This window comes from Cellulophaga sp. L1A9 (assembly GCF_009797025.1).
Classification (GTDB): domain Bacteria; phylum Bacteroidota; class Bacteroidia; order Flavobacteriales; family Flavobacteriaceae; genus Cellulophaga.
Genome location: NZ_CP047027.1, coordinates 665,824 through 691,141, shown reverse-complemented (window position 1 = coordinate 691,141; position 25,318 = coordinate 665,824). Strand labels below are relative to the sequence as shown.

The window sequence follows — 25,318 nt, the reverse complement described above, 5'->3', positions numbered from 1 at the left end:
ATTATTTTTAGTTCTATTTATTTTATAGATCAAACAATCTAGGTAAAAACATAGATATTTCAGGAACATATAATACCAATAGTAAGACAATAACCATAATTGCTAAAAAGGGCAATAAGGGTTTAATTACTTGCGATACAGATATTTTTGCTACGCCACTACCCACAAAGAGAATAGTACCTACAGGAGGAGTACATAATCCAATACAGAGGTTTAATACCATGACGATTCCAAAATGAACCGGATCCATGCCTAAAGCTACGACTACAGGTAAGAAGATAGGTGTAAAGATGAGTACGGCAGGAGTAATATCCATAAACGTACCAACAATTAGCAGGATAATGTTGATCACTAAAAAGATGACAAACTTATTACTAAATTGTTCTAGTAGAAAGTTACTCATAAGCTCAGGCACACTTTCAAAAGAAAACAACCATGACATCGCCATAGAAGTACAAATTAAAAACATGACTACGGCTGTAGTTTTTGCACTGGTCAATAATACACTTGGAAAATCTCTTATACGAATATCTCCATAGATTAAAGCAAGAATAGCAGCGTATAAAACAGCAATTACAGATGCTTCCGTTGCCGTAAAAACACCAGCAACAATTCCTCCAACAACAATAAAAAGTAGCAGTAGGCTAAAAAATGCCTTTCTAAAATACGTCCATATTTCTTTTAATGGAGCTCTTTTTTCTTTGGAAAAATTCCTACGTATAGCAACAAAAGCTACGTAGGCCATAAGTGCTAACCCCAATAAAATCCCGGGTATATATCCGGCAATAAATAATGCAGCAACAGAGGCGGTGCCTCCACTGGCTAAGGCATATACAATTAAGATGTTACTCGGAGGAATTAAAAGCCCAGTAGTGGAAGACGTAATATTTACTGCGGCACTAAATTCTCTTGGGTAGCCTTCCTCTTCCATTCTATCCGTCATAATGCTTCCTATTGCAGAGGTTGCTGCTATCGCAGATCCTGAGATAGCTCCAAAAAGCATAGAGGCTAATACGTTTACATAGGCTAAGCCACCAGGTAAACTAGCAACTAATGATTTTGCGAAATTAATAAGCCTATTGGCAATACCACCTCTTTTCATGATTTCACCAGCCAAAACAAAGAACGGAATGGCAAGTAGCGCAAAACTATCAATACCGGTAATCATTCTTTGGGCTATGGTGGTGATGCCTGGTAAGCTATCAATATTTAACAATAAGCTGATGGTCGTAGAGATACCTATAGAATAGGCTACAGGTACTTTTAACATCAGAAGAATAAAAAAACTAACAAATAATACGATGATACTTATCACTTCAATACTCATAATTATTCGGTTATTTGGTTCGTACTTATTTTTGAGGCATGATAGAGTGAAAAACACATAATGAGCAATCCACTAAAGGGGAAAATACTATATACATAGCCTAGGGGTATCCTTAGGGTTCCAGAAAGTTGTTCTAAATCTAAAGTAGTATAGACTAAATTAAATCCGCCAATGACCATGACCACCAAAGCAAAAAGGAATATACAAAGCTCAATAAATAGCAAGGCTTTTTTCTTTTGAGTTGATGAGAATTTTTGATATAGAAAGTCCATCGATAAATGCTCTCTTTTTGCACTTAAATAAGCGGCACCTAGTATGGCAAGCCATATTAATGAGAAGCGTGCAAATTCTTCGGTCCAAGAGAAGGACCTATTCAAAAGGTATCTAGAGAAAACTTGCCATAAAACATCTAAAACCAATAATGCAAAAATAAGGATCAAAAGTACTTCCATTACCTTGCAAGTATTTTTAAAGAGTGTATCTATCTTTTTCATCATTAATTCTTTTTTATTTGTTCAATTAAATCTGACAATTCGGGGTTTTCCTTTTCAAATTCTTCTAAGACTGATTTAGATTTTTCAGCAAATAAAGATTTTTCAGGGATAATAATTTCTACACCAGCTTCCTTCGCTATTTTCATAGATTCTTCTACAGAATCGTTCCAATATTTTTTTTCAGCTTCAGAAGATTCTTCAGCAGCTTCTTGTACCCATATTTTTTCTTGATCTGTTAACTTCTCCCAATATTTGGTACTTATTAAAAGTACATCAGGCACTGCAGAATGTTGATCTAGTGTGTAGTATTTACTGACTTCAAAATGATTAGAAGAAACAAAAGATGGTGCATTGTTTTCTGCTCCATCTACTACGCCTTGTTGTATTGCTGTGTACAATTCTCCATAGGCCATTGGTGTTGCAGAACCTCCCATAGCATTCACCATATTAATAGCCATTTGGTTGTTCATTACACGAATTTTTAAGCCTTTTAAATCATCAGGAGTTCTAATGGCTTTATTACTCGTGTAGAAACTACGACTTCCTGCATCATAATAACATAAACCACGTAAATAGAATTTACTTCCCTTTTCTAAAATAGATTTGCCGATGGGACCTTCTAAAACATCAAATTGATGCTCTTTATCTCTGAACAGATAAGGAATACCCAGTACATGATATTCTGGGACAAAATTAGACATGGTGGCAGCACTTACTTTGGTGATAGCCACACTACCAATTTGTAATAACTCTAAAACCTCACGTTCAGACCCTAGTTGACCATCAGGAAATATTTTAATCTTTAAAGTACCATTAGATTTTTTGTCTAAAGATTCTTGAAATTTGAGCGCTCCTTTGTGAACTGGGTGAGTCTGCGGAGAATTATGCGCTAAATAAAGTGTTGTAGTTCCAGACTCTTCTTTACACGATGTGATAAATAAAGCCAAAACAACACAGAGTAGTGTATAGTATTTCATGATGTTTAGTTGAAGTTAAAATAGTTTACCGCATTGTTATAGCAAATATCTTGGACCATTTTGCCTAAAAAGTTCAGATCATCAGGTACTAAGCCTTTGCGTACATCTTCGGCAAGTAAATCACATAAAATACGTCTAAAGTATTCGTGTCTTGGAAAAGACAAGAAACTTCTACTATCCGTAAGCATTCCTACAAACCTGCTTAATAATCCCATATTAGAAAGCGCATTCATTTGCTTTTCCATACCGTCTTTTTGGTCTAAAAACCACCAGCCAGATCCCCATTGCATTTTTCCTGCACATTCTCCGGTATTGTAATTTCCCATCATGGTGGCAAAAACTTCATTTTGCGAGGGATTTAAATTATAACTAATCGTTTTAGCCAGAATTCCTTCATGATCTAACCTTCCGAAAAAGGCAGACATAGATTTTGCATGCGTATTATCGCCCATAGAATCACAACCAGAATCGGCTCCTAATTCCTCCAGTAAACGAGTGTTATTATCCCTAAGTGCTCCTAAGTGAAACTGTTGCACCCAGTTTTTTGCATGATACATTCTGCTTAAATGGTATTGTATGCATGATTTGTAGCTATTTGTTTCCGCATCAGAAAGCACGTCTCCAGAAAGTCTTTTTTTCAAAATGGTATTGGCTTCATCATCCGAAAAGTCAAAAGCATAAATTTGCTCTAGACCAAAATCAGACAAGCGGCAACCATTAGTATTAAAGAAATCTACACGTTCTTGAATCGCTTTTAATAAGTCAGCCAAAGTGTGAATAGGAAAAGAAACGCAATTTGCTAATTTTTCTAAATAACTTTCAAAAGATATTTTATTGATTAAGAAAAGCTGATCAGGTCTAAACGTAGGATATACTTTAGTGAAAAAACCTTGTTTTGCTATTTCTTGATGGTACGCTAAATCATCAATAGGATCATCTGTGGTACAGATAACTTCTACATTCATTTGTTCAAGCAGTTGCGCCGGAGTTTTATGTGCTAAAATAGTATTCGCTTTAGCATAAATTGCAGAAGCAGTACTTTCTTGTAAAATAGCATCAACATCAAAGTAACGTTTTAGCTCCAAATGTGTCCAATGAAATAAAGGGTTGCGCAAGGTATATGGAACCGTTTCTGCCCATTTGTTGAACTTTTCTTCTTGTGACGCGTTGCCTGTAATATATTTTTCATCGATACCATTAGCTCTCATAGCACGCCATTTATAATGGTCGCCGTTGAGCCAAGCATCAGAAAGATTTGCCATAGGCTTATTTGCTGCGATTTGCTTTGGGGATAAATGATTGTGATAATCAATTATAGGCATGTCTTTCGCAAAATCATGATACAGCTTTATGGCTATATCAGAATTCAATAAAAAATTATCTGTAATAAAGTTCTTTGATGTTATTGAAGCCATTGCTTATAAACTGTTTTTAATACCTAATTCTAGTCCTCTTAATTCGGCTAAACCGCGTAATCTTCCAATTCCTGAGTATCCAGGATTCGTTTTCTTATTTAAATCATCTAACATTTGATGTCCGTGATCTGGTCGCATAGGAATTTTGGCATCCTTTCTACCTTCTTTAGCTCTGCGTTTTTGTTCTATTAGAATTTCTTTAACCACACTATACATATCTACATCCCCATCTAAATGATTGGCTTCGTAGAAGTTACCTTGTGCATCTCGTTTTGTACTTCTAAGGTGAATAAAGTGAACACGGTCTGCAAAACGTTTAAAGATTTGAACCAAGTCATTATCTTCTCTAACCCCTAAAGAACCGGTGCAAAAAGTAATTCCGTTGGCTATATGTGGAACTTGTTCAAATAAATAAGCATAATCAGCCTCGGTGCTAACCACTCTTGGCAAGCCTAATATTGGAAAAGGTGGATCATCTGGGTGAATACACATCACTACATTTTCTTGTGCAGCAATGGGGATAATTTCTTTTAAGAAAGCAACTAAGTTTTCTCTAAGTTTAGACGCATCAATAGTATCATAGGTATTTAATACTTTTTGAAACTGTTCTAAAGTATAACCTTCTTCTGCACCAGGTAAACCAGCAATGATATTGTTGATTAATTGTGTTTTATCAGCAGCTGATAGTTGGTCTAGATATGCTTTAGCTTCCGTTTTTTGAGTTGCTGAATAGGTGTTTTCTGCACCAGGTCTTTTTAAGAGGTAAAGTTCAAAAGCAGCAAAAGCAGTGACATCAAAACGTAGTGCTCTAGAGCCGTCTTCTACTTCATAATCAAGTGATGTTCTGGTCCAATCTAAAACAGGCATAAAATTATAACATACGATGTGAATGCCACAAGAAGCTAAATTTTTAATACTTTGTTTGTAATTTTCAATGTAGATTTCGAAATTACCAGAGCGTGTTTTTATGTTTTCATGAACAGGAATACTTTCCACAATACTCCATGTTAAGCCTACTTTTTCAATAATAGCTTTACGTTCTTTAATAGCAGCAATTTCCCAAACTTCTCCGTTTGAAATTTGATGTAATGCAGAAACAATACCTGTTGCACCTGCTTGTTTTATATCTGATAACGATACGGGGTCATTTGGCCCGTACCAACGCCATGTTTGTTCCATACAATTTTATTTTTTCAATTAAACGCCACTAAATGCACTAAAACCTCCATCAATAGGAACTACAATACCTGTTACAAATTTTGAAGCATCTGCACATAAGTAATGTATAGTACCATTTAATTCGTCAGTTTCACCAAAACGGTTCATAGGGGTATTTTTAATAATAGTTTCCCCACGATCCGTGTATTTACCCGTTTCTTTATCTATTAATAAATCTCTGTTTTGATTGCCAATAAAGAAACCAGGAGCAATGGCATTGACACGTAAACCTTCTCCGAATTTAGAGGCTAATTCTACAGACAACCATTTGGTAAAATTATCTATGGCCGCTTTAGAGGCAGAATAGCCAACAACTCGTGTAATAGCACTCTGTGCGGTCATGGAAGAGATGTTGATAATCACTCCTTTTTTATTTTCGACCATCTTTTTGCCAAACACTAATGCAGGTAAAATACTACCGAATAAATTTAAATCGACAACCTTTTTAAAGTCATCAATAGTCACATCAAAGATGGTCTGATCTACACCAATTGTTGCGCCGGGCATATTACCACCCGCTGCATTAATAAGCACATCTATTTTACCGTGTGTTGCTATAATTTGATCGGCAATTTCTTTTAAGCTAGTTTCATCTAATACATTACATACATAACCAAACACATTTGCACTAACTTTTTTTAATTTCTCTAAAGAAGCATTTACGGTTTCCTCTCTACGGTCAAGTACAATTACGGTAGCACCATTACCTAGGAGGTAGTTAGACATTTCACCGCCCAATACGCCGCCACCGCCTGTGATTAAGATTACTTTATTTTCTATATCAAACAAATTCATTCTATCTGTTGTTTTTCTTAGGTTATACTTCTAATTATGAAGCGTTACGAGTGTGTTTTAATCTAAATTAAAAATTTACGTGTACGCACACGTAAATATAGACAGATTTTTTTCATTTTCACTATATTTACCAAAATTTGTGTACGCACACGAAAAATAATTCCAATTTGAAGATTAGCATATGATTACGATTAATGACATTGCAAAAGAAGCTAAAGTTTCAGCTGGGACTGTAGATAGAGTAATTCATGAAAGGGGAGGAGTTTCAAAAAAAACGGCGGCTAAAATAAAGGCCATTATAGCCAAGCATGATTTTCAAATCAATGCCATAGCTAGTTCTTTAGCATTGAATAAAAGAGTGCAAATTGCGGTATTGATTCCTGATTATGATGCGGGGAATACATTTTGGAAATCACCAATGCTGGGTATTCTTAAAGCTAAAGAGGAGGTTAAAAAAATTGGTGCTAGTGTTTCTTATTTTAGTTTTAATCAATTTGATGAAACTTCTTATGTGCGCCAATTTAAAGAAGTAATTGCCTCAAAACCTGACGCCTTATTGTTGGCTCCATTGTTTGGGTCTGCCACTAAAGTTTTGGCAAAAGAATTGGATGATAAAGAGATTCCTTATGTGTTCTTAAATATTAATTTAGAGGGGTGTAATAATATTTCATTTATAGGGCAAGATGCTTATATGAGCGGATTTCTGGCAGGGAAATTAATGCAACTCTCCTTAAAGGAGAAAAGCGCCATTGCTATTATGCAAACCAGAGCGAACCTTGACAATAACCATGCTATTTACAAGAGAATAAAAGGTTTTGAGGATTATTTTTCATCGAATAAACTCAGCGTACCGCTCTTAAATATCAACCTAGTTGATTTAGAAAATACCGAGGTATTAGCAGAAAAATTAAAGACTATGTTTGTTGAAAATCCTGATATAAAAGGGGTTTATGTTCCTAATAGTCGTGTATTTCGTTTTGTAAACGCCATTAATGATACAAAAATCAAAGATTTAGTGCTTCTTGGTTTTGATGGTACTGAAGAAAATGTAAAATGTTTAGAAAATGAAAAAGTAGCTTTTTTAATCTCCCAACAACCCTTTAAAGAAGCATATGAAGCTATTAAATTAATGGTTGATTTTTTAGTAGATAAAAAAGAATTAGACGAAAGAATTTATTCACCAATAGAGATTTTAACTAAAGAAAATGTGCAATTTAGTAAACATAGTAAATAAAAATAGTAATATATCTGTATACAATCCTGAATTTGAAATATTAAAATTAAGAAGGCATTATAAAAAACTAGAATAGCTATCCGTAAATGCGGAGAATTACACGCGAAAAAAAACAGATAATGAAGCAGATTGGCCGTTGTTTGAGGGAATTGGTTATACGAACAAGGTTATTACGGCTTTGCCTAGAAATGCAACGCCAAATGTGAATTTAGAGGCCATTAAGGCAAATAGCCCTGTTTTAGAATATGACTTTTATACTTTTAACTTTGGAGAAGTAGCTGTAAATTTACAAGCAGTGCTTACCCATGCGCCACACGCTGGGATTGGCGTACGCTGTGCCGTTGCTATTGATGATGCAGCGCCGGTTTTAGTAGATTCTCAGACCTTAGGACGTAGTGATGAATGGAAAGAGAATGCACTTAAAAATGCATCAGTAAAAGCTGCTAAGTAAATTGTAGATAGAGCAGGGAAACATACCTTGAAAATATGGATGGTAGATCCAGGAGTAATGATAGATCAAGTGTTGATAGATTTAGGAGGATGGAAAAAGAGCTATGCGTTTCCAAAAGAAACAGCCAAAAAATGAACAGGTTATCATTGAAACTAATAGGGCGGACTATTTTAGCAGTCTTACTATTGTCAATACTTTCTTGTGCAGATGAGACGGTAGAAAAAAGTGTCGAGGATGTTCAAATTGCCTTTATAGCAGATGCACATTTTCAAGATATTTATGCACATTTTGAAGATGCCGATTACCAAGGGATAAAGATTCCAAATACGGAAACCTTTGTAAATATCAGGACAATGAATGCGCAATTAAAGTCCACCAGAATATTTAACGAAAACTACTTTGCATTTATAGAAGCTTTAGATGATATCGCAACTAGAGGAATTAAATATGTTGCCTTGCCTGGAGATTTTAGTGATGACGGGCAACCTGTTCATGTAAAAGGGCTGCGTAAAATATTGGATACCTATACTAAAAAGCATGGAATGTTCTTCTTTGCAACAACCGGAAATCATGATCCTGTAAAACCATTTACCCAAGAAGCGGGTAAATCAGATTTTTTAGGAATAGGAGGTAGGGAACAAATAATTACCAGTGCCGTTACTAATTTAAAGGAACCTGTAGCGGGAGAGCTAAGACCAATTATCACCTCAGAAATTAAAAAATGGGGCTATGCTGATATTTTGAATGAAATGTCTTCTTTTGGGTTCTACCCACAGAAAGAATATGTGTATTGGGAGACCCCTTTTTCTACCTATGCTTATGAAGAATATAGTTTTGACAAAGCAAAATCGGCATCAGATTTAAAACAAAGAATATATCCTATTGATGCTTATAACGTACATCCTGATGCTAGTTACTTAGTGGAACCTACTGAGGGTGTTTGGCTTTTGGCAATAGATGCCAATGTATATGTCCCTAATAAAGAATTAACAGAAGCATCTACAAACCCTAAAGATTTTTCAGGGGCGAGTATCGGGTATAATAATGTGCTTTTACAAAAGTCTCATTTAATCTCTTGGGTAAAAAGAGTAGCAGAGTTAGCAAAGCAAGAAGGGAAAGTGTTAATTGCCTTTAGCCACTATCCTATGGTAGATTTTAATGATGATGCTTCGGATGAATTCAAACAATTTTTTGGTACTTCTAAAATGCAACTGCACCGCGTTCCAAACGAGGAAGTGGCACAAACTTTTGCAGATGCGGGCCTACAGATTCATTTTGGTGGGCACATGCATATTAATGATACTGGGGTGAGAACAAGTGATCAAGGTAATACTTTGTTCAATATACAAACACCCTCGTTAGCAGCTTACGCTCCTGCGTATAAAATCTTAACCATTAAGTCTACATCTGAGTTTGAAGTAGAAACGGTGGTTATTGCGTCTGCTAAAAATTTCAACAGTTTGTTCCCATTATATGAGCAAGAATATGCCTATTTAAAAGAATCAGGAGCAACAGGGGTTTGGGATAAAGATATATTGACTACTAAAAATTATAGGGATTTTACAAAGTGGCATTTGAAAGAGTTAGTCCGATTACGATTTTTACCAGACGATTGGCCTGTTGAATTTTCAGAAGCTATGCTGAATAAAACAGGAAAAGAACTATTAATAGAGAATTCTGATGATATAGAAAGTATCAAGTTGCAATTAGAAGCGCAAAACCTAAGCCTTGAAGAATTTAACTCTTGGTCCGGATTTGATATGATTCACGATTTTTATAAACTAAGAAGCGCAGATGAACTAGCCTTAGCTGATATTAGTCATGATCGTTTAAAACAGTATGCGCTTGTCTGTCAGGAATTTAAAAAATCTAAAAATACAGCATACCAACTTTGGGCTCAAATTTTTGAAAAAACGAAGAAAGGGCAACCTTCAGATCATTTTAAAATAAATCTTCAGCTAGAAACAATTACTAAAATACTTTCTAATTAATTATAGTACGATTAATAGTGTAATTGTAGGAGGGGCGTTAATGCCTAAACTTCAAGGAATGATTATAGATCTAGGAGGTAATAAGGTAAACGATATAAAAATTGCTGGGGTCACGGAAGTGAATTTTTCATTCTTACTACCATTTGTATGCTTTTTATTCATTGCGTATTATGGTAGGTTGGTATATAAGAAATACATGAACTAATGTAAAACCTGGACTTCTTTGAAATAAATTATAAAATAATACCCCACCAAAAATTACTTTTTGGTGGGGTATACATTCGTCTCAACATAATTATAGACGCTTTAGTAAGCGTGCTATACTGAAAAAGAATTCTATCTGAGTTAGAATTTTACAATTCTTGAATTTCTTTTTCAAGTTCTTCTTTCTTCTTACCAGTTTTCTCTTGAAGTTTTCCAATCATTTCGTCAAACTTTCCCTCGGCATAGGTTAGGTCATTATCGGTTAAATCACCGTATTTTTGTTTGAATTGACCTTTTACTTGTTTCCATTTTCCTTCTAATTGTGTCGTATTCATATCTTTAATTTTTTAGATTATTAATTTTTGTATACTATAAAATTAGTAATGATTATTTGGAGAGATTACTTCATTAGCTTTAAAATTTAACGCAATGCATTTTTGCGCAATCTTCTTAAAACATGTATCCGATACCTGCAGAGAAATAGGAATTATGTACATCTGTGTCTTTAATCAACTCAGAAAATCCGTAGGTATATCTTGCTTGAATAAAGAAAGATTCTGCAAACTTATATTCCAAACCAGAAGTTAATTGAAAATCGAAATCTCTCACGGCATCTGTATCAATATCACCATCGTCGTTTGTTGGTTGAAAATCTACTTCTTCATTCACCTTAAAACCAAATTGAGGTCCAGCTTGAATGTTCAATCCGTCTACCAAATACACCTTAAGCAATACAGGAACTTGAATGTAATCTAATTGATATTCTGCATCTGCTCCATTGGCATTATCATTTAAATCAAAACCTTGTCCAGAATAAAATACCTCTGGTTGTATCGATAGTGTTTCTGTTAATGGCGCTTCTGCAACAAGACCAGCGTAAAAACTTGTTCTACTGTCTGGACTATCAAAATCGTCTCCAGCTACGGTAGCAAAGTTTGCTCCACCTTTAACACCAATTTGAAATTTGTCAGACCATGATTGCGCAAATAGAGATGATCCTGCTGTCATAAATACTAATAATGCTACTACTTTTTTCATAATTTTTATGTGTTTAAAATTTATAAATTGTTTTTAATTTTGGTCAAAACTAAGCCTGGTCGCTAGAAGAATTTGAAACAATCAAAACACTTTTTGACGCTAAAAAAAGTACTTTGTTAAAATAGTTTAGAGGGTGATTTATACTCTTAAAATTCGTTGGGCATAAAAAAAGGCGGTCTAATTAGACCGCCTTTTTAACTATAAATTATAGGGAATTATTTATCTGAACTGTTATCAAAAGAATCATAACTCAAACGTTGTCCACCAACAGATAGATCGGCCATAACTCCAGCTTTTGGCATTGCAAATACAATGACACCATCACTATAGTCTGCATTCTTAGAGGCTCCTGATTCTAAGACTACAGCAGATGCTTCTGCAGAAAAAGTAAGTTCATCATCTTTAAATTTAGCAAAGGCTTCTTCCGTTTCAAAAAAGATAACTTCAGAAAGTGCTTGTCCTCCAGCTTGTAAACCTATATCTACTTTTTTAAGGTCTGCTAAACCTACTGGCTTTCCATTTTCATAAACGACTCCGTTTCCAGAAGCTCCACCAATGATGAATGCACCTTCGCCAACATTTGGAAAAATGACATACGCCGTAGAATTGTCCATGAACGTTTTTAAGCCTTTATCTGTTTTTACCATTTTCATTTTTACTTTTTCTGCATCTTTCATGATTTTTGCTTCTTTCTCAGTTTGAGAAAATCCACTGAAAGAGGTAAAAAGTATTGCTCCTAATAATATTGTTTTTAAAGTTTTCATATGTGTATTGTTTTAATTATTACTACCACAAAATTAGAAAGCTAGTCCCTTATTATTTAGCTTGATTACCGATTTTATTGACGCAATGAAATTCTTTTTATTAAGAGAAGTATAAAAAATAAACAACGCGCTATAAAGACCTTAATTTTATACCTTATTATATAAAGCCTTTATCTTCTAGGTACTATTTCTTGAGGGTAAATTGTATAATTATGAAGAGCCAAATATGGTGTTATTGGAACGCATCAAAACTAATTTCTTTCGAGCTAAAACAAGGACTATGTTCTCTCTAATTTAGTGAAAAACTTAAAATCATGAACGTACAAGCATATTTAGCCTTTAATGGCAATTGTCAAGAAGCCCTTAGTTTTTATGGGGATTTATTTGACGCAGAAATTAAAAATCGTCAAACCTACGAGGATAAAAAAATAGATGTTCCCGGCAATTATCGGAAGAAATTACAGCACGCAGAATTAAAAGGTAAAGGAGTCAATTTTATGGCTTATGATGCGTCTCCAGACACTCCAATAAATAACGGAAATCAAATTCACATGAGTGTGGATTTAGATACTGTAGAGGAAGCAGAAAAAATATTTAAGGCACTCGCAAGTGGAGGGCAAATTCACCATGAATTTAGAGAACGAGAATGGGGACATTTTGGGAGGTGTAATGACCAATACGGAATTGGTTGGATGGTAAATTGTGATAAATAAAAAAAGAGAATTATGCAAATAATATATGAATACCATGATGTCGCTTCCAGTGATCGATTAGAAGCAATGGCAAAACAAAAATTAGATAATTTAAAAGAGAAATATGACATGTTGATTAGGGCTGATGTCTTTTTCAAGGATGAAAATACGTCCTCTGATCAAACAGGGAAAATTTGCAACATTCGCTTAAGTTTACCTGGGCCCCGTTTATTTGCGGAGTCTAGTCATGACAACTTTGAAAGTTCTATTAGCGAAACGATCAATGAGCTAGAAAGACAGCTGAGAAAGAAGAAAGAAAAGATGCAACAGCATTAGATTTTAAATCATATTTAGAAAAGCCTTGAGAGCCATCTCAAGGCTTTTTTTTGTAGCGATAAGATTCAAAAAAAAAGTGAACCGATTAATAACACATAAAATCCGGGCTTAGATTTGAATATCTAAAAATTACAATTATGAACTCCACTATAGAAGAACAATTACAGTTATTAAAAGAACAGACGTTAAGAAGAAAAAATCAGATTAGTGCGTTTAAGAAATCTTTACTTTCTAACTATGACACATTAGTATTAGCCAATGGTTTGGATGAATTAAGAGATATAAACATTCTAATTCTTGATTGTGACTATACCAATAGAAATTTATTAAAACTTATTGATGAGGCTGTTGCTGTTAAAGATCATCATCATTTAGTAGATAGAATTGAGCTAGACACACTAGTGATTACCAATTTGTCTTGCGTAAAAGAATTTCAATCTTTAAAAGTTGCCATGGGCAGTATCAGAAGCCCAAAGACAGAAGAAACGATGAATGCGCTAAGTATGAATAATAGCTTAGGACAAAGATTTTAAGTGGATTTCTCTAATACTTATAAAAAACCTCTCCCCCATGATTAAAATTCAAGAAGTAGACGATTCTGCCATGTGTATTTCAAGAAAAAAGAAGGGGAGAGGTTTTGTTTTTTATAATGAAGATGGTTCAAAAATTCAAGATGAAAGAACAGTAAAGAGACTGCGAAACCTTGTGATACCGCCCATGTGGTCTGAGGTTAATATTTGTCGTTTTGACGACGGACATATACAGGCTATCGGACGGGATTTAAAAGGCCGAAAGCAATATATTTACCATTCGGTCTATGAAAAGAATAGGCAAGAGGCAAAGTTTAGAAAGATGCTAGATTTTGCGGATCACTTACCTAAAATTAGAAAAAGAGCCTATAAAGATTTACAAGCAAAAGAGTGGAATAAGCGGAAGCTATTAGCTTTAATTATTCTTATTTTAGATGAATACGGTGTAAGAATAGGCAACAAACAGTATCGCAATGCCAACGAAACTTTTGGCTTAACCACCTTACGCAGAAAGCATTTAAATTTTGAAGGTGATGAGTTAGTTTTTAAATATAAGGGCAAAAGTAATCAAGAAAGAGAAGTGCATATTGATGATGTAGATTTAATTCCTTTTATAAAAGAAACAGCGAATCTACCCGGTTACGAAATCTTTAGATATAAGGATAAAGCAGGACTATTTCAAGATGTTGATAGCGAAGAGGTCAATACCTATATTAATAATTTTATGGGTGATGGTTTTTCTAGTAAAGACTTTAGAACATGGTCAGGGAGTAGGTTAGCTATAGAATGTTATGATTATGCTCTAAAAGACCAAGCAAAGGGTGCGCGGAAGAAATTTAGTAATATCGTAATCAAAATGGTTGCTGAAGAATTGGGGAACACGCCGTCGGTATGTAAAAACTATTATGTACATCCAGCAGTATTTAACGCTATTGACAAGAAAGAGGTTCCTACTCCAAACCCCTACAAGCATACCCGTAGTAAATACAAACTCTCTGCTAGTGAACGGTTGGCCTATCAAATTATAAAGGATAGTTATACGGCGCTTTAATATTTTAAGCGCTAGTTTTAAATACTTAAAATGATGTTACGGAAGAAATTATAGATACGTACATTACCAGAGTCTTCAATCTCTAATATTTTTAGTAAAGAAAATAGTTTATTTAAATTAATAATATTGCAATTGTTATTTTTTAAATAAAATTGGGGACGAACTATTCTAAAGAAGTTTTAATCCGTAAACACCTCGTTGAAAACAAAAAATCTTGAAATTCAACGAGATTGGTATACTTCCAATATTTGCCATTATTAACTGCATTTTGTTAACAGAGCACTGACTAAATGGTTTTCTTTGCATGGGAACATAACGATTATAATTAACTTATTAAGATAATGCCCTCATAGTATAGACTCTCGGTGTGTCTAATTTTTATGAGTGGTTTGTATAACTAGGCCTTTGTAGTCGTATTTTGTTATTACTAAATTGACTTTTTTGAATCTTGTAGCATTGAGATTTAAATAAACTACGAATCTCGAAGAAATGAGACTATAATCCGTAGAGTTTAGTCTTTTAATGATGAAAAGTCCAGGTATAATAATCGTGAGATTAGCGTCAAGGATTTATGAACTTAGCCATTAGCTTGGCACGTAGTACCTAGTTAAATCGTTAAAAGAATACTTTATGAATTCACAATTTCGAAAAATAGCCATTGCAGATGACGATGAAGATGATAGATATATATTTCAAGAAGCATTTGAGTCTTTAAATTTAGGGTTGGAATTATTTCAATTTAAAGACGGTATGGAATTAATGAATTATTTGAATTGTTCCTTGAATGAAATGCCTAATTTCTTATTTTTAGACTTAAACATGCCTAAGAAGAATGGTTTAGAGTGTTTGCAGGAAATAAGAGCTAATGAAAGATTAAAAGGGTTGCCAATAAGTATTTATTCTACTTCCAATTCAGACAGAGATATTCAAGAAGCCTATGCTTTCGGAGCGGATATTTATTTAACAAAACCAACTAGCTTTAATTTACTTAAAAATTCTTTAGAACGCTTAATTACAGTTAGTTGGGTGAAAGAGATTTCGAAACCAAGTAAGAAGGAATTTATTTTCAACCTACATTAGAAAAAAATATTAAGTTTATTTTTTTTATATTCGGTTAGCTTATAGGGTGATATGTTTAAAGGTATTAATTTTTTGAGCTTTATTTTCAGTAATCATTAAATTAGTTTAATCGTAGTTATGAAACGTATTGTGGTTAATTCTTTGCCCTTAAAAGATGTTATTAACGATATTGCTATTGCATTAGATACAAAGTATGTTCAAAAATGTGATCAGTTTATTCTAACGGTTCCAGCCCATTACGGTAGTGGTGAAATAATGGGAGTGAACTTTAAAAATAACATGGGTATTTTTATCTATAATTGTGAGTTCAAGGAAGATTTTGAAATTCAATTTGTCATAAATGAGGTACATCCCCTAAAATTTTTATTTTGTCTTGAAGGCACTTTAGAGCATAAGTTTGCAGAAGATAAGCACAGGCATTCTATTGTGCAATATCAAAATGCAATTGTATCTAGTAGTAAGCATAATGGACATATATTATGTTTCAAAAAAAACCAGAAAACCATATTTTATAGTTTAGAAATAGATCGCCTGAACTTTTTGGAACACTATATGTGTGAGATTGATAGTCTTTCATATAGGTTACAGGATTTATTTAGAGATGAAGAAGCAGATAACGTTTTTTATTATGATGGGTTTTATAGTCTAGAATTAGCAACCTTATTTACCGAGATACAGGATTTTCAGCATGGAAGTTTTCTTAAGAAAACTTTTCTAGAAGGTAAGTCTTATGAGATATTGACGAAACAAATAATTCAATATGAAGACGACTTAAAGAACGAAAGTAAGCGTACCTTACTCCGTATTTCTGAAGTAAAAAAAGTAAGAGAGGCTATTATTCTGATAGACACTGACGTGGCTACCTATAAAAACTTAAAAGTAATATCATCCAAGGTGGGATTAAATCAAAGTAAGTTACAGTACGGCTTTCAATATTTTTTCAAGCAAACTATTCACCAGTATATTCAAGACAAACGCTTAGAGCAGAGCAAAGCATTATTGATTCAGCAAGAGAATTCTATTGCGGATGTTATGTTTTTATTAGGAATAACAAGTAGAAGCTATTTTTCTAAATTGTTTAAGGATAAATTTGGAATGACGCCTTCTTATTATAGAGATAATTTTAAAAAAATAATTGATAATAAAAGGTAACTAAGCTATTTTCTATAATTGGACGTTAAAAGTTAATTGAAGCCTTTTTAGTTATATGATTTTCTGCTAAATCTGTTAAGCTTTCATTAATCTCGTATACTTGGTTTAGCGTATCATTTAATAAAGAAGTTATAGAAATTAATTTGAGCTCTTTGGCGTAGCTTAGAGCAATATCATAGCATGCTATTTTGTAATACTCAATTTTTTGTATCTCGGCAATAATCCCCGCATCTTTGAGTTCTGATTTGATTTTTTTACGCAAGAATAGATTGGTCTGCTTTACTAGACTTGTCATTACCTCCGAGGTTTGTTTTGTATGTAGTATTTGTAGTTCTTGTGCGACGTGTTCAATTTTATTTCTTTGAACGGTAGCCTCCTGCAAATGTATATGGAGTAGTTCTAAAAGGTATTTGTCTGTAACACAGAATATAATATTTGGGAGAACTTGGAGTAATTGCAGTTCAATATCTAGTAAATCTTTTACTTGATATTCTAAAAGATTAGTTAGGTTTTTCATGGTATATGATTAGTCGATAAAGGTCGCTACGCAAAGCTGTATAAAATACTCTTATAAAACTTTTAATTACTCCTAATACATCTGAATTTAAAATAGTTAGCCCTGTAGTCTTTTAAATAAAATTTTTATAATTGCTGTAATGATTATGATTCATGGGATTGAAATTTCAGTGAATTTAATTAAGTTTTTAGAGGACTATTTTAGTATTTTATACTATGGAACAGTGAACTTTTTTGTTATAAATTTAAATTCTACTTTGCAGAATTATAAATAGTTGAAATAAAAGTTAAAAATTCGATAATACGACAAATATCAGTATATTTGGTAAACCAGTTTGGAAAACCAATTAGATAAGATCTCCAGTGCTCTTAATATCGATTTACGGGGGCGGTTTTCAAACCATATTCATTGAGAATTTTACATAAACCAAATAGCATGAAAAAAAGTTGTATCCTTTTATTTTTATCACTTACATTGTTTTCTTACCAAGAAAAAATAGCAGCACAAACTTTAAAAGTAAGCACGCCAAAAGAATTGCAGGAAGCTATTTCCAAGGCGAAAGCTGGAAATGAAATTGTTCTTAAAAATGGTGTTTGGAAAGATATTCAAATTAAGTTTTATGGTGAAGGCACAGAAGAAATGCCTATTACCTTACGTGCAGAAACCGCAGGTAAAGTTACTATAGAAGGGGTTTCTAATTTGAGGCTAGGAGGGAAGTATCTTGTGGTTAAAGATTTGCATTTTAAAAATGGATACACGCCTTCAAACAGTGTGATTCAATTTAAAATAAATGAGGATTCTATTGCAAACCACAGTAGGATTACAAATGTTGTAATCGATGAGTTTACACAACCAAACAGAGAAGTATCTGACCATTGGATTGAATTTTGGGGGAGACATAATCAACTAGATCACAGTAATATTGTAGGTAAATCTAATTTTGGACCTACAGTAAGGGTATTCTTGAAAGGGAATGAACATGTAAATAATCACCATCAAATTGTCTATAATCATTTCGGACCAAGACCTCGTAAAGGAGGACCTCACGGGGAAACTTTGCAGATAGGAAGTAGTCATACTTCAATGACACCTTCTTATACTAATGTTTCCAATAATTTTTTCGACAGATGTAATGGAGAAGTGGAGATAATTTCAAATAAATCTAATTTTAACGCCTACAGAAATAATATCTTCTTTGAGAGTGAAGGCTCTTTAGTGTTAAGACATGGGAACTACTGTACTATTGATGGTAATGTCTTTATAGGAAATGATAACTCTGAATTTATCGGAGGTATTCGTGTCATAAATACAGGACATTGGATTACCAATAACTACTTCTATAAGATTAAAGGAAATGAGTTTAGAAGTGCCCTTGCGGTTATGAATGGTATTCCAAAATCTCCTTTAAACCGTTACAACCAAGTTACAGATGTTGTTGTTGCGTACAACACGTATATTGATTGTAAGTCTCCTTTTCAATTTGGAGTAGGAACTAATATTGATAAAAAGGATGTTTTGCCAGCTTCAGAAATTCGTTCAGCAAGACCAGAACGCATGCTTCTTGCTAATAATTTAGTTTATAATCATGAAGAAGATCAATACCTGATTGTAAATTATGATGATGTTGGGGGTGTGACTTTTAAAAATAATATTTTAAATAGCGAAAATAAAAGTGGTGTTACTAGTGATGGAATTAGTACTAAAGTTTTCGAGGTAAAACAAGTATCAGAAGATCTTTATGTGCCTACAAAAAACCAAGAAGATGTATTTCATGGTTTCGATTTTGAAACTATTAAATCAGATCTTTTCGGAGCGGATAGGCAAAAACAAAATAGTATTGGAGCAATAAGCTTACCAGTATCAGGAAACCAAGTTTTAGTTCAAAAAAATCTTTATGGTTCTAAATGGTTTTCAACAGAAGCATCCAATTATACCCCTAAAATAATAACGGTAAGCTCAGCGAAATCATTGATATCTAAACTTAAGAGCGCACATTCTGGAGACATTTTATCTTTAAAATCTGGAGTTTATAAAATCAACACTACATTGTTAATTGATAAAAATATAACAATTACTTCTTCGGATAAAGATAAGAAAGCCGAATTGCGATTTGCTACAGGAATTACAGGGTTTGAAATGCACCCTAAAGGAATATTAAATTTAGAAAACATAAGTATAAAAGGAGACAAAACACAAGATGCGATAGTTACCTTGGATAAAAACATGTCTAAAGCCTTCAACCTTTTTATAAAAAACACAGAGATTTCAAAGTTTAAAAGTGTTATTAAAGCCTACAAAGCATCCTTTGCAGATACGATAGCAATAGACAACAGTAGTATTAAAGATTGTTTAACGGGGATTCTTTTAAATACGGAGACGGATGCAAAAGGCGATTATAATGCAGAGTTTGTTTTTATCACGAATTCTACCTTTGATCAGGTTCAATCTTCAGTTTTAAATTATTATCGAGGAGGTTATGATGAGTCTACTATCGGAGGAAATTTAGTATTGAAAAATAATACGTTTACCAATTGTGGTAAGGCAGATGAGAGCGGCCTTTTAATTCAAAATCACGGTATCGTAAATGTAGATTTTACAGAAAACACTTTCAAAGACAATCCAGTAAAAGAAATTGCTGTTTTATGGGGTGAGAAAGGTCAGAAGCCTGTGAATAATACTATTTCAAATTCAGGAGAAATTAGAATAGAGCAAAATCTGAAACAAAAATTAATGTACTAGAAACGCGCTTTATGAATTTTTCTAAAATATATTATATCCTATTTTTTTTAGTTTCAGGACTGGGGTTTTCACAGCACATACCTACCAATGAAATAATTGCAACAACTGATTTAGTTAATTATTTAGCGCCAGAAGTTAAAGCAAAATTGAGTGAAAAAGGACCAATCACAGAAGCTGTTTTAGCACAATATTTCCGAGATAAATTTGCTGAACGTTATTTTTATGATTGGAATGATTTTGAGACTCGGTTTGAGAAATATAATAATAGCAATAGTGGTGCAGAAAAATCTCATGAACAGAATGCAAAGGATCATATGGGGAAATTTTCAGGACCTGCGCAATGGAAACTCCCTTTTAATTATCTAAATGGAAAACCGGTAAATGCATATGCTTTACGCCATTTAGCACGCCAGCATAAGATGGTAGATGTAGCTTTTCAATACTACTATGAAGATAAAGATCCTAAGTATATTACCTATTTTAAAAATCAATTACAGTCTTTAAATGAAGCCTTGAAGGCAAATCAATTTGAAAAAATTGAAGATGGTAATGGCGTGTACGAAGTTTTTCGTTCGGGGTATAGGGTACTTAATTGGTTGCAAATACACACCATGTTTTTGGGGCAAGAAGCGTATACCGATAAAGACCAACTAACCACAATAGCGACTCTACTGCAGCACGGAGCTCACCTGTACAAACATAACTCTGAGTTTGCTTCTGGAAACCATCAAACAAGAGGAATGTCTGCTCTTGCGATGATTTCCATATTGTTCAATGATTTTCAGGACACAAGTACCTGGTATGAACATTCTATGTCCTTATTAGAAGAGCATATGGCCAATGAAATTAATGATGATGGCTTTCAGTTTGAACGTTCTGTACACTATCATATGAGTGATATTGGCACCTATTTTTATGTGTATCAATTGGCAAAAATAAGCAAGTTATCGGTTAAACCGTTTTGGAAAGAACGCTTAAAATCACTATTCATTACATTAACGAAAATTTCATATCCAGATAAATCAGCACCTGTATTGTCCGACGATACAGATGATCCTTGGGCAGAAAGTAATGATGTTTCTGGAGCTTTAACCTTAGGTTATTTATTATTCGAATCCCCTAAAATCGGTTATTTTGCTAATGACCATGTGGAACGTAAAATGTTTTGGTTTGTGAGCAATTCGCAATTAGAAATGTTAGATAATATTGAAGCGCAATCCCCAACGATGAAATCGCTAGAGTTTCCTAAAACAGGTTATTATGTGATGCGGGAGGGTTGGAAGCCTGAAGATAAAATGATGATAATTTCAGCAGGCTTAGATGAAAAGAAACCAGACCATCAACATGGAGATATGTTGGGTGTTCAAGCCATGGCAAATGGCAAAGTTATTTTACCTAATTATCAAGTGCGTTATTCATTAAGTGATTACGGATTTTTTAAAAATTCTTTGGTAAAGAACGTGGCTTTAGTAGATGATGAATTACAGGGTAAGCAGTATACTTCCAATCAGGGCGGTAGTGGTTTTGGTAAGTTTTTAGAATTGCCGCATCCTAAAACTATTGCCTGGGAAACAAACAATAACATTGATGTATTTGTAGGGGGCCATGACGGATTTGAAAATAAAGGTGTGGCTTATAGCAGACAGGTTATTTATTTGAAAGATGATTTTTGGATTGTAAAAGATAATTTTTCATCTGATGGCGCTCATGATTACAAGCAAGTTTGGCAAGGACATTATTCTTTAGAAGAATCACCAAATTTAATCCGTTCAACATTTGATACAGCATCGGGATTAGATATCTATCAACTAAAAAAGACAGATACGGTTACTACTTCAGGAACACGCGGCAAGCAATGGGCTGTAGTTACTAAAAGAGATCAGAATGTATTTAGTTTTATTACTATTCTATGCCCATACCAGGGCTATGCCAACAGAATTGATGAGGAGAAAGACAAGCCTGATTTTAAGGGATGGGTATTGAATGATTCATTTTGGACTATAGACGGAACTAAACCAAGCTCTTTATCAAAAGAATCTAAAACACTACTTTTTTCTGTACGGAAGTTAGCGTTTGAAAACATTAAATTAGAATTTACCCAAGCTTCCGATGTAGTGGTTATTCTTAAAGATAATTTGCTAACCGTACAATCTATCGGAGAAAAAGAGTCTCAATTATCGTTTAGAAATAAATCAACGAAAAAGAACATGACGCTTAAACCTGGTGAAACGGTAGCATTTAGTCTTAAATAGAAGTAGCTAATTTATTTGTTAAAACCATTTCAATAGAGGAATTTTGCCAATTATATTTAAATTGAAAGCAGACCTTTATGGAGATTGAAAAATTTATTTTCTGTCTTGAAGCCGTTCCGGATGTAGATGTTGATAGCACTACGGAAGTGGTGAATACTTTGGAAGATATCGCCTTAAACCAAGGTATTGCAAGTATTTATAAAACTTGTGATACTATTGAAGGATTAGAACAGAGCTTGAATGACTTGTTGTATGAAGATCACAATTTTAAAGATTACGAAATTATTTATCTCGTGATGTCAGGAGAGCCTAATAATGTGCTGTTGAATGACTATTATTATAGTATTGAGGAAATCGCAGAAATTTTTGAAGGTAAAATGAGTGGGAAAGTGATACACTTTGCCAATGAAAAAATCTTAGACTTAACAGATGAGGAATCCCAGTATTTTTTAGATGTTACTGGAGCAAGAGCAATATCAGGATATGGAGCGAAGCAGGATGCAATTTCTAGTGTAGCAACTATTGACAGAGTCTTTTTTAGCTTGTACCAAGAGAACGATGATTTTAAGGAAGTCGTAGAATTGATGTTTCAAAAGCATTACAACCTCTGCAAGTTACTAGACTTCAGATTGTATTATTAGCATACGTTTTTAAAATATTTGTTTAGACTCACAGAGTGTATCTCTATAGAACACAGGGACAAGTAGCTAAATAGTGAAGGAGTAGGTGTTAATGAACCTTAAAACCATCTTCTAAGGGGGGTCAAATCCGTAGTCATTTTGACTTACGTTTTTTTTAATTAATTTTGTAGTATGAATAGTTAGTCATTCAAAAGGATGATACTATATATAATTTACTAAATGAAATCGAAGCCTGTAAGAATTAAGGACAATGTTGAAGTTCATAATACTATAATTTCAAAAATTAGAGATTATATTAATTTAAGGAATTTAAGGTCAGGAGATAAACTTCCTTCTGAGCGAGTATTGTCTGAACAATTTAAGGTAAGTAGAAGAATTGTTGTTGAGGTAATTGAAAAACTTGAATTTTATGGCTTGGTAAATTCAGTACCACATTCAGGAACATTTATTGCAGATATTGGGCATATAGCCTTGAATGGTATTATAGAAGACATTATAACTTTAGAAAAGAAAGATTTTCTATCCTTAGTGGAAACAAGGTTAATGTTGGAAGCTAAATCGGTTTATTTAGCAGCTACTAGAAGAACAGAAGTAGATTTAAAGAATATAGAATTAGCTTTCAACAGGTATAAAACAAAAATATTAAGCGGGGGAGATGCTTTGCAAGAAGATTTATTGTTTCATTTAGCAATAGTTAAAGCCAGTAAGAATAGTTCTATTCATGATTTAATGCTGCAAATTACCCCTAAAATCATTTCCGTTTTTGAGAAAACTAGAGTTTCTAATGAGGAGGGATTTATTTTTGAAATAAATAAACATGAAGCTATTCTCCAGGCTATCAGAGATAAAAACCCCGAAGAAGCTGTAAAGAAAATGGAATTTCACTTCGAATTGTTGATCGAATTTTGTAACGACTTTTAAGTAGGGCTCAACTATTGATGTATGCTGAGGAACTAACATAATAATATTGTTTTAAACGAGATAGAGAAGATTACTTCTTCTAAGTACTCAAGGCAGTTAGATTGCTTTTTAGCGTTAAAATGAAACTATATTAGGACTTCTGATATGGGACCATTTGTATTTCCTCAACACATGTTTATCATCCTCTTTTCTTTTTTGAGTTTATAATTTTGTTTATTATCAAATATGATTATATTTGGTGCGCCAGATTGGTGCGCCAATCTGGCGCACCAATAAGAATCTTTGCTATTCAAGTTCTTGTTATTTGGTTTAAAAGAATAAATATTAGAAAAAACAAACATTAGTGAACTAACAAAATAGACATACAAATATGAAATCAGCATGGCAAATTCTATCAATTGCAGGACTTACACTATTAATGGCGAGTTGCTTTAATACTGTAAAAAAAGAAACTGTTGCTAAAGCTCCTAGCGATATCATTACATTTATGGATGAATGGAGTATTCTTTGTGGAGACGGCACACAATCTAATGAATTGGTAGGTTTTCAGAAAAAAGATTTTTTCTATGTTGAAAATGATGGAAAAACGGATTGGGTAGTCTATAAAACACCAAATTCGGGTATCACCTCAAGAACTTCGAGTAATACAAGAACAGAGTTAGGACAACGGGCAAAATGGACACCGATGGAAGGTGGTAAGCTAACAGGAACATTAAAAGTACAACATGTATCTACTTCGGGTGATGCAAGGGTTGCTGCATCCTACGCAGTTGTAGTTGGTCAAATTCATGGGAAAGATGGCCACGAAAACGAGCCTTTAAAAATCTTCTACAAAAAATTTCCTGGCCAAACAAAAGGTTCTGTGTATTGGAATTATGAAATAAATACAGCGGGTGATGATAATTCTGGAAGATGGGATTTCTCAACAGCAGTTTGGGGAAATGATATGTCTGTTATTGGTACAAGTCCAAATACATACCCAGAAGAACCTAAAGACGGCATTGCATTGGGTGAAGAATTCAGTTATGAAATAAATGTGTACAAAGGTATCATGTACCTTACTTTTAAAAGTAAAGGTCATGAAACTAAAACCTTTACAAAAAGTCTAATAAAATCAAATTTTTCAACGAAAGAAGATATTCCGCAACAAATTTGGACTTTATATGCTTCTATTGGTCGTGATGGAGTAGAACGCGAAAATGCCTATACTGGCGAAATGCAAAATTTCAAGCAAGGAGCCTATAATCAAACCAATGGTAAAAATCCAGAAGACAATATGGTTTGGAGCACGGGTTCCGAAACTTATGATGGAGATATCGTAAAGCAATACGCGAACGGATGTTATGCAGAGGTTTGGTTTAAAGAGGCAACTGTTGGTGCGGGAACTGCGCCTAAAAAGGAGTAGATTTTAGCGTAAAAAATAATAGACTATTCTTAATATGGAGTTTTTTAAAATATCCGAGGTACAAGTTACTAAGATTTTTTTGAGAAGTAAATAG

23 protein-coding genes and 2 pseudogenes are annotated in these 25,318 nt (G+C 33.6%); 15 read left to right on the top strand and 10 right to left on the bottom strand.

The window, feature by feature from the left end; translation table 11 throughout:
* Window positions 1-22: 22 nt before the first annotated feature.
* Genes GQR94_RS02745 through GQR94_RS02720 form a run of 6 tightly spaced genes read right to left on the bottom strand, consistent with a single transcriptional unit; the run spans window position 23 to window position 6,226 of the window.
* On the bottom strand, window positions 23-1,327 hold the full coding sequence (locus GQR94_RS02745) for a TRAP transporter large permease (protein WP_199271530.1): 1,305 nt from the start codon (window positions 1,325-1,327) through the stop codon (window positions 23-25).
* A 2-nt stretch (window positions 1,328-1,329) separates the two neighbouring features.
* The gene (locus tag GQR94_RS02740) at window positions 1,330-1,824 is read right to left on the bottom strand and encodes a TRAP transporter small permease (RefSeq protein ID WP_233268624.1); all 495 of its coding nucleotides are present in this window, start codon (window positions 1,822-1,824) and stop codon (window positions 1,330-1,332) included.
* Window positions 1,824-2,798 (bottom strand): TRAP transporter substrate-binding protein, encoded by a 975-nt coding sequence (locus GQR94_RS02735; RefSeq protein WP_158974051.1) that lies wholly within the window; start codon window positions 2,796-2,798, stop codon window positions 1,824-1,826. The genes GQR94_RS02740 and GQR94_RS02735 overlap by 1 nt, the downstream gene beginning before the upstream one ends.
* Window positions 2,799-2,803: 5 nt before the next feature.
* Window positions 2,804-4,213: a glucuronate isomerase gene (gene uxaC / locus GQR94_RS02730; protein WP_158974050.1), complete on the bottom strand. Its 1,410-nt coding sequence runs from the start codon at window positions 4,211-4,213 to the stop codon at window positions 2,804-2,806.
* A 3-nt stretch (window positions 4,214-4,216) separates the two neighbouring features.
* The gene (gene uxuA, locus GQR94_RS02725; RefSeq protein WP_158974049.1) at window positions 4,217-5,392 is read right to left on the bottom strand and encodes a mannonate dehydratase; all 1,176 of its coding nucleotides are present in this window, start codon (window positions 5,390-5,392) and stop codon (window positions 4,217-4,219) included.
* 18 nt (window positions 5,393-5,410) lie between these two features.
* Window positions 5,411-6,226 carry an SDR family NAD(P)-dependent oxidoreductase gene (locus GQR94_RS02720; RefSeq protein ID WP_158974048.1) on the bottom strand — a complete coding sequence of 272 codons (816 nt, stop codon included), beginning with the start codon at window positions 6,224-6,226 and terminating at the stop codon, window positions 5,411-5,413.
* Between the two features lie 181 nt (window positions 6,227-6,407).
* Here GQR94_RS02720 and GQR94_RS02715 point away from each other — a divergent pair, with 181 nt between their 5' ends.
* The 4 genes and pseudogenes from GQR94_RS02715 to GQR94_RS02695 all read left to right on the top strand — a co-directional run.
* On the top strand, window positions 6,408-7,460 hold the full coding sequence (locus GQR94_RS02715; RefSeq protein WP_158974047.1) for a substrate-binding domain-containing protein: 1,053 nt from the start codon (window positions 6,408-6,410) through the stop codon (window positions 7,458-7,460).
* A 91-nt stretch (window positions 7,461-7,551) separates the two neighbouring features.
* A pseudogene (locus GQR94_RS22605) lies at window positions 7,552-8,046 on the top strand (hypothetical protein); the annotation flags it as partial.
* Window positions 8,043-9,902: a metallophosphoesterase gene (locus tag GQR94_RS02700; RefSeq protein ID WP_158974045.1), complete on the top strand. Its 1,860-nt coding sequence runs from the start codon at window positions 8,043-8,045 to the stop codon at window positions 9,900-9,902. The pseudogene GQR94_RS22605 and the gene GQR94_RS02700, both read left to right, overlap by 4 nt.
* A 22-nt stretch (window positions 9,903-9,924) precedes the next feature.
* Window positions 9,925-10,107, top strand: a pseudogene (locus GQR94_RS02695) (MFS transporter); the annotation flags it as partial.
* 148 nt (window positions 10,108-10,255) lie between these two features.
* On the opposite strand, the gene GQR94_RS02690 reads toward GQR94_RS02695, so the two are convergent.
* The 3 genes from GQR94_RS02690 to GQR94_RS02680 form a co-directional block, all read right to left on the bottom strand.
* Complete coding sequence (locus GQR94_RS02690; RefSeq protein ID WP_158974044.1) at window positions 10,256-10,441, bottom strand: CsbD family protein; 186 nt, start codon at window positions 10,439-10,441, stop codon at window positions 10,256-10,258.
* Between the two features lie 115 nt (window positions 10,442-10,556).
* Entirely contained in the window at window positions 10,557-11,144 is a 588-nt protein-coding gene (locus tag GQR94_RS02685; protein ID WP_158974043.1) for a porin family protein, read from the bottom strand.
* A 215-nt stretch (window positions 11,145-11,359) separates the two neighbouring features.
* Window positions 11,360-11,908: a YSC84-related protein gene (locus GQR94_RS02680; protein ID WP_158974042.1), complete on the bottom strand. Its 549-nt coding sequence runs from the start codon at window positions 11,906-11,908 to the stop codon at window positions 11,360-11,362.
* A 314-nt stretch (window positions 11,909-12,222) separates the two neighbouring features.
* Between GQR94_RS02680 and GQR94_RS02675 the strand changes: the two genes are divergently transcribed.
* The 6 genes from GQR94_RS02675 to GQR94_RS02650 all read left to right on the top strand — a co-directional run bounded on the left by GQR94_RS02675 (window position 12,223) and on the right by GQR94_RS02650 (window position 16,749).
* On the top strand, window positions 12,223-12,621 hold the full coding sequence (locus GQR94_RS02675; protein WP_158974041.1) for a VOC family protein: 399 nt from the start codon (window positions 12,223-12,225) through the stop codon (window positions 12,619-12,621).
* Between the two features lie 12 nt (window positions 12,622-12,633).
* On the top strand, window positions 12,634-12,936 hold the full coding sequence (gene hpf / locus GQR94_RS02670; protein ID WP_158974040.1) for a ribosome hibernation-promoting factor, HPF/YfiA family: 303 nt from the start codon (window positions 12,634-12,636) through the stop codon (window positions 12,934-12,936).
* 137 nt (window positions 12,937-13,073) lie between these two features.
* The gene (locus GQR94_RS02665) at window positions 13,074-13,469 is read left to right on the top strand and encodes a hypothetical protein (protein WP_158974039.1); all 396 of its coding nucleotides are present in this window, start codon (window positions 13,074-13,076) and stop codon (window positions 13,467-13,469) included.
* Window positions 13,470-13,506: 37 nt separating this feature from the next.
* Window positions 13,507-14,517 carry a DNA topoisomerase IB gene (locus tag GQR94_RS02660; protein WP_233268622.1) on the top strand — a complete coding sequence of 337 codons (1,011 nt, stop codon included), beginning with the start codon at window positions 13,507-13,509 and terminating at the stop codon, window positions 14,515-14,517.
* Between the two features lie 630 nt (window positions 14,518-15,147).
* Window positions 15,148-15,597, top strand: a complete 450-nt coding sequence (locus GQR94_RS02655; RefSeq protein WP_158974038.1) for a response regulator — start codon at window positions 15,148-15,150, stop codon at window positions 15,595-15,597.
* A gap of 117 nt (window positions 15,598-15,714) precedes the next feature.
* Entirely contained in the window at window positions 15,715-16,749 is a 1,035-nt protein-coding gene (locus GQR94_RS02650; protein WP_158974037.1) for an AraC family transcriptional regulator, read from the top strand.
* Between the two features lie 25 nt (window positions 16,750-16,774).
* Here the strand turns inward: GQR94_RS02650 and GQR94_RS02645 are convergent, their stop codons facing one another.
* Window positions 16,775-17,266, bottom strand: coding sequence for a ferritin-like domain-containing protein (locus tag GQR94_RS02645; RefSeq protein ID WP_158974036.1), 492 nt, complete (start codon window positions 17,264-17,266; stop codon window positions 16,775-16,777).
* 435 nt (window positions 17,267-17,701) lie between these two features.
* Here GQR94_RS02645 and GQR94_RS02640 point away from each other — a divergent pair, with 435 nt between their 5' ends.
* The 5 genes from GQR94_RS02640 (at window position 17,702) to GQR94_RS02620 (ending at window position 25,224) form a co-directional block, all read left to right on the top strand.
* A complete protein-coding gene (locus tag GQR94_RS02640; RefSeq protein WP_158974035.1) occupies window positions 17,702-20,005 on the top strand; it encodes a chondroitinase-B domain-containing protein in 2,304 nt (767 codons plus the stop codon).
* Between the two features lie 11 nt (window positions 20,006-20,016).
* Window positions 20,017-22,257, top strand: a complete 2,241-nt coding sequence (locus tag GQR94_RS02635) for a heparinase II/III family protein (protein ID WP_158974033.1) — start codon at window positions 20,017-20,019, stop codon at window positions 22,255-22,257.
* Between the two features lie 77 nt (window positions 22,258-22,334).
* Window positions 22,335-22,898, top strand: coding sequence for a DUF6642 family protein (locus GQR94_RS02630; RefSeq protein WP_158974031.1), 564 nt, complete (start codon window positions 22,335-22,337; stop codon window positions 22,896-22,898).
* 219 nt (window positions 22,899-23,117) lie between these two features.
* Window positions 23,118-23,819, top strand: coding sequence for a FadR/GntR family transcriptional regulator (locus tag GQR94_RS02625; RefSeq protein WP_158974029.1), 702 nt, complete (start codon window positions 23,118-23,120; stop codon window positions 23,817-23,819).
* Between the two features lie 370 nt (window positions 23,820-24,189).
* On the top strand, window positions 24,190-25,224 hold the full coding sequence (locus GQR94_RS02620; protein ID WP_158974027.1) for a polysaccharide lyase family 7 protein: 1,035 nt from the start codon (window positions 24,190-24,192) through the stop codon (window positions 25,222-25,224).
* Window positions 25,225-25,318: the final 94 nt, after the last annotated feature.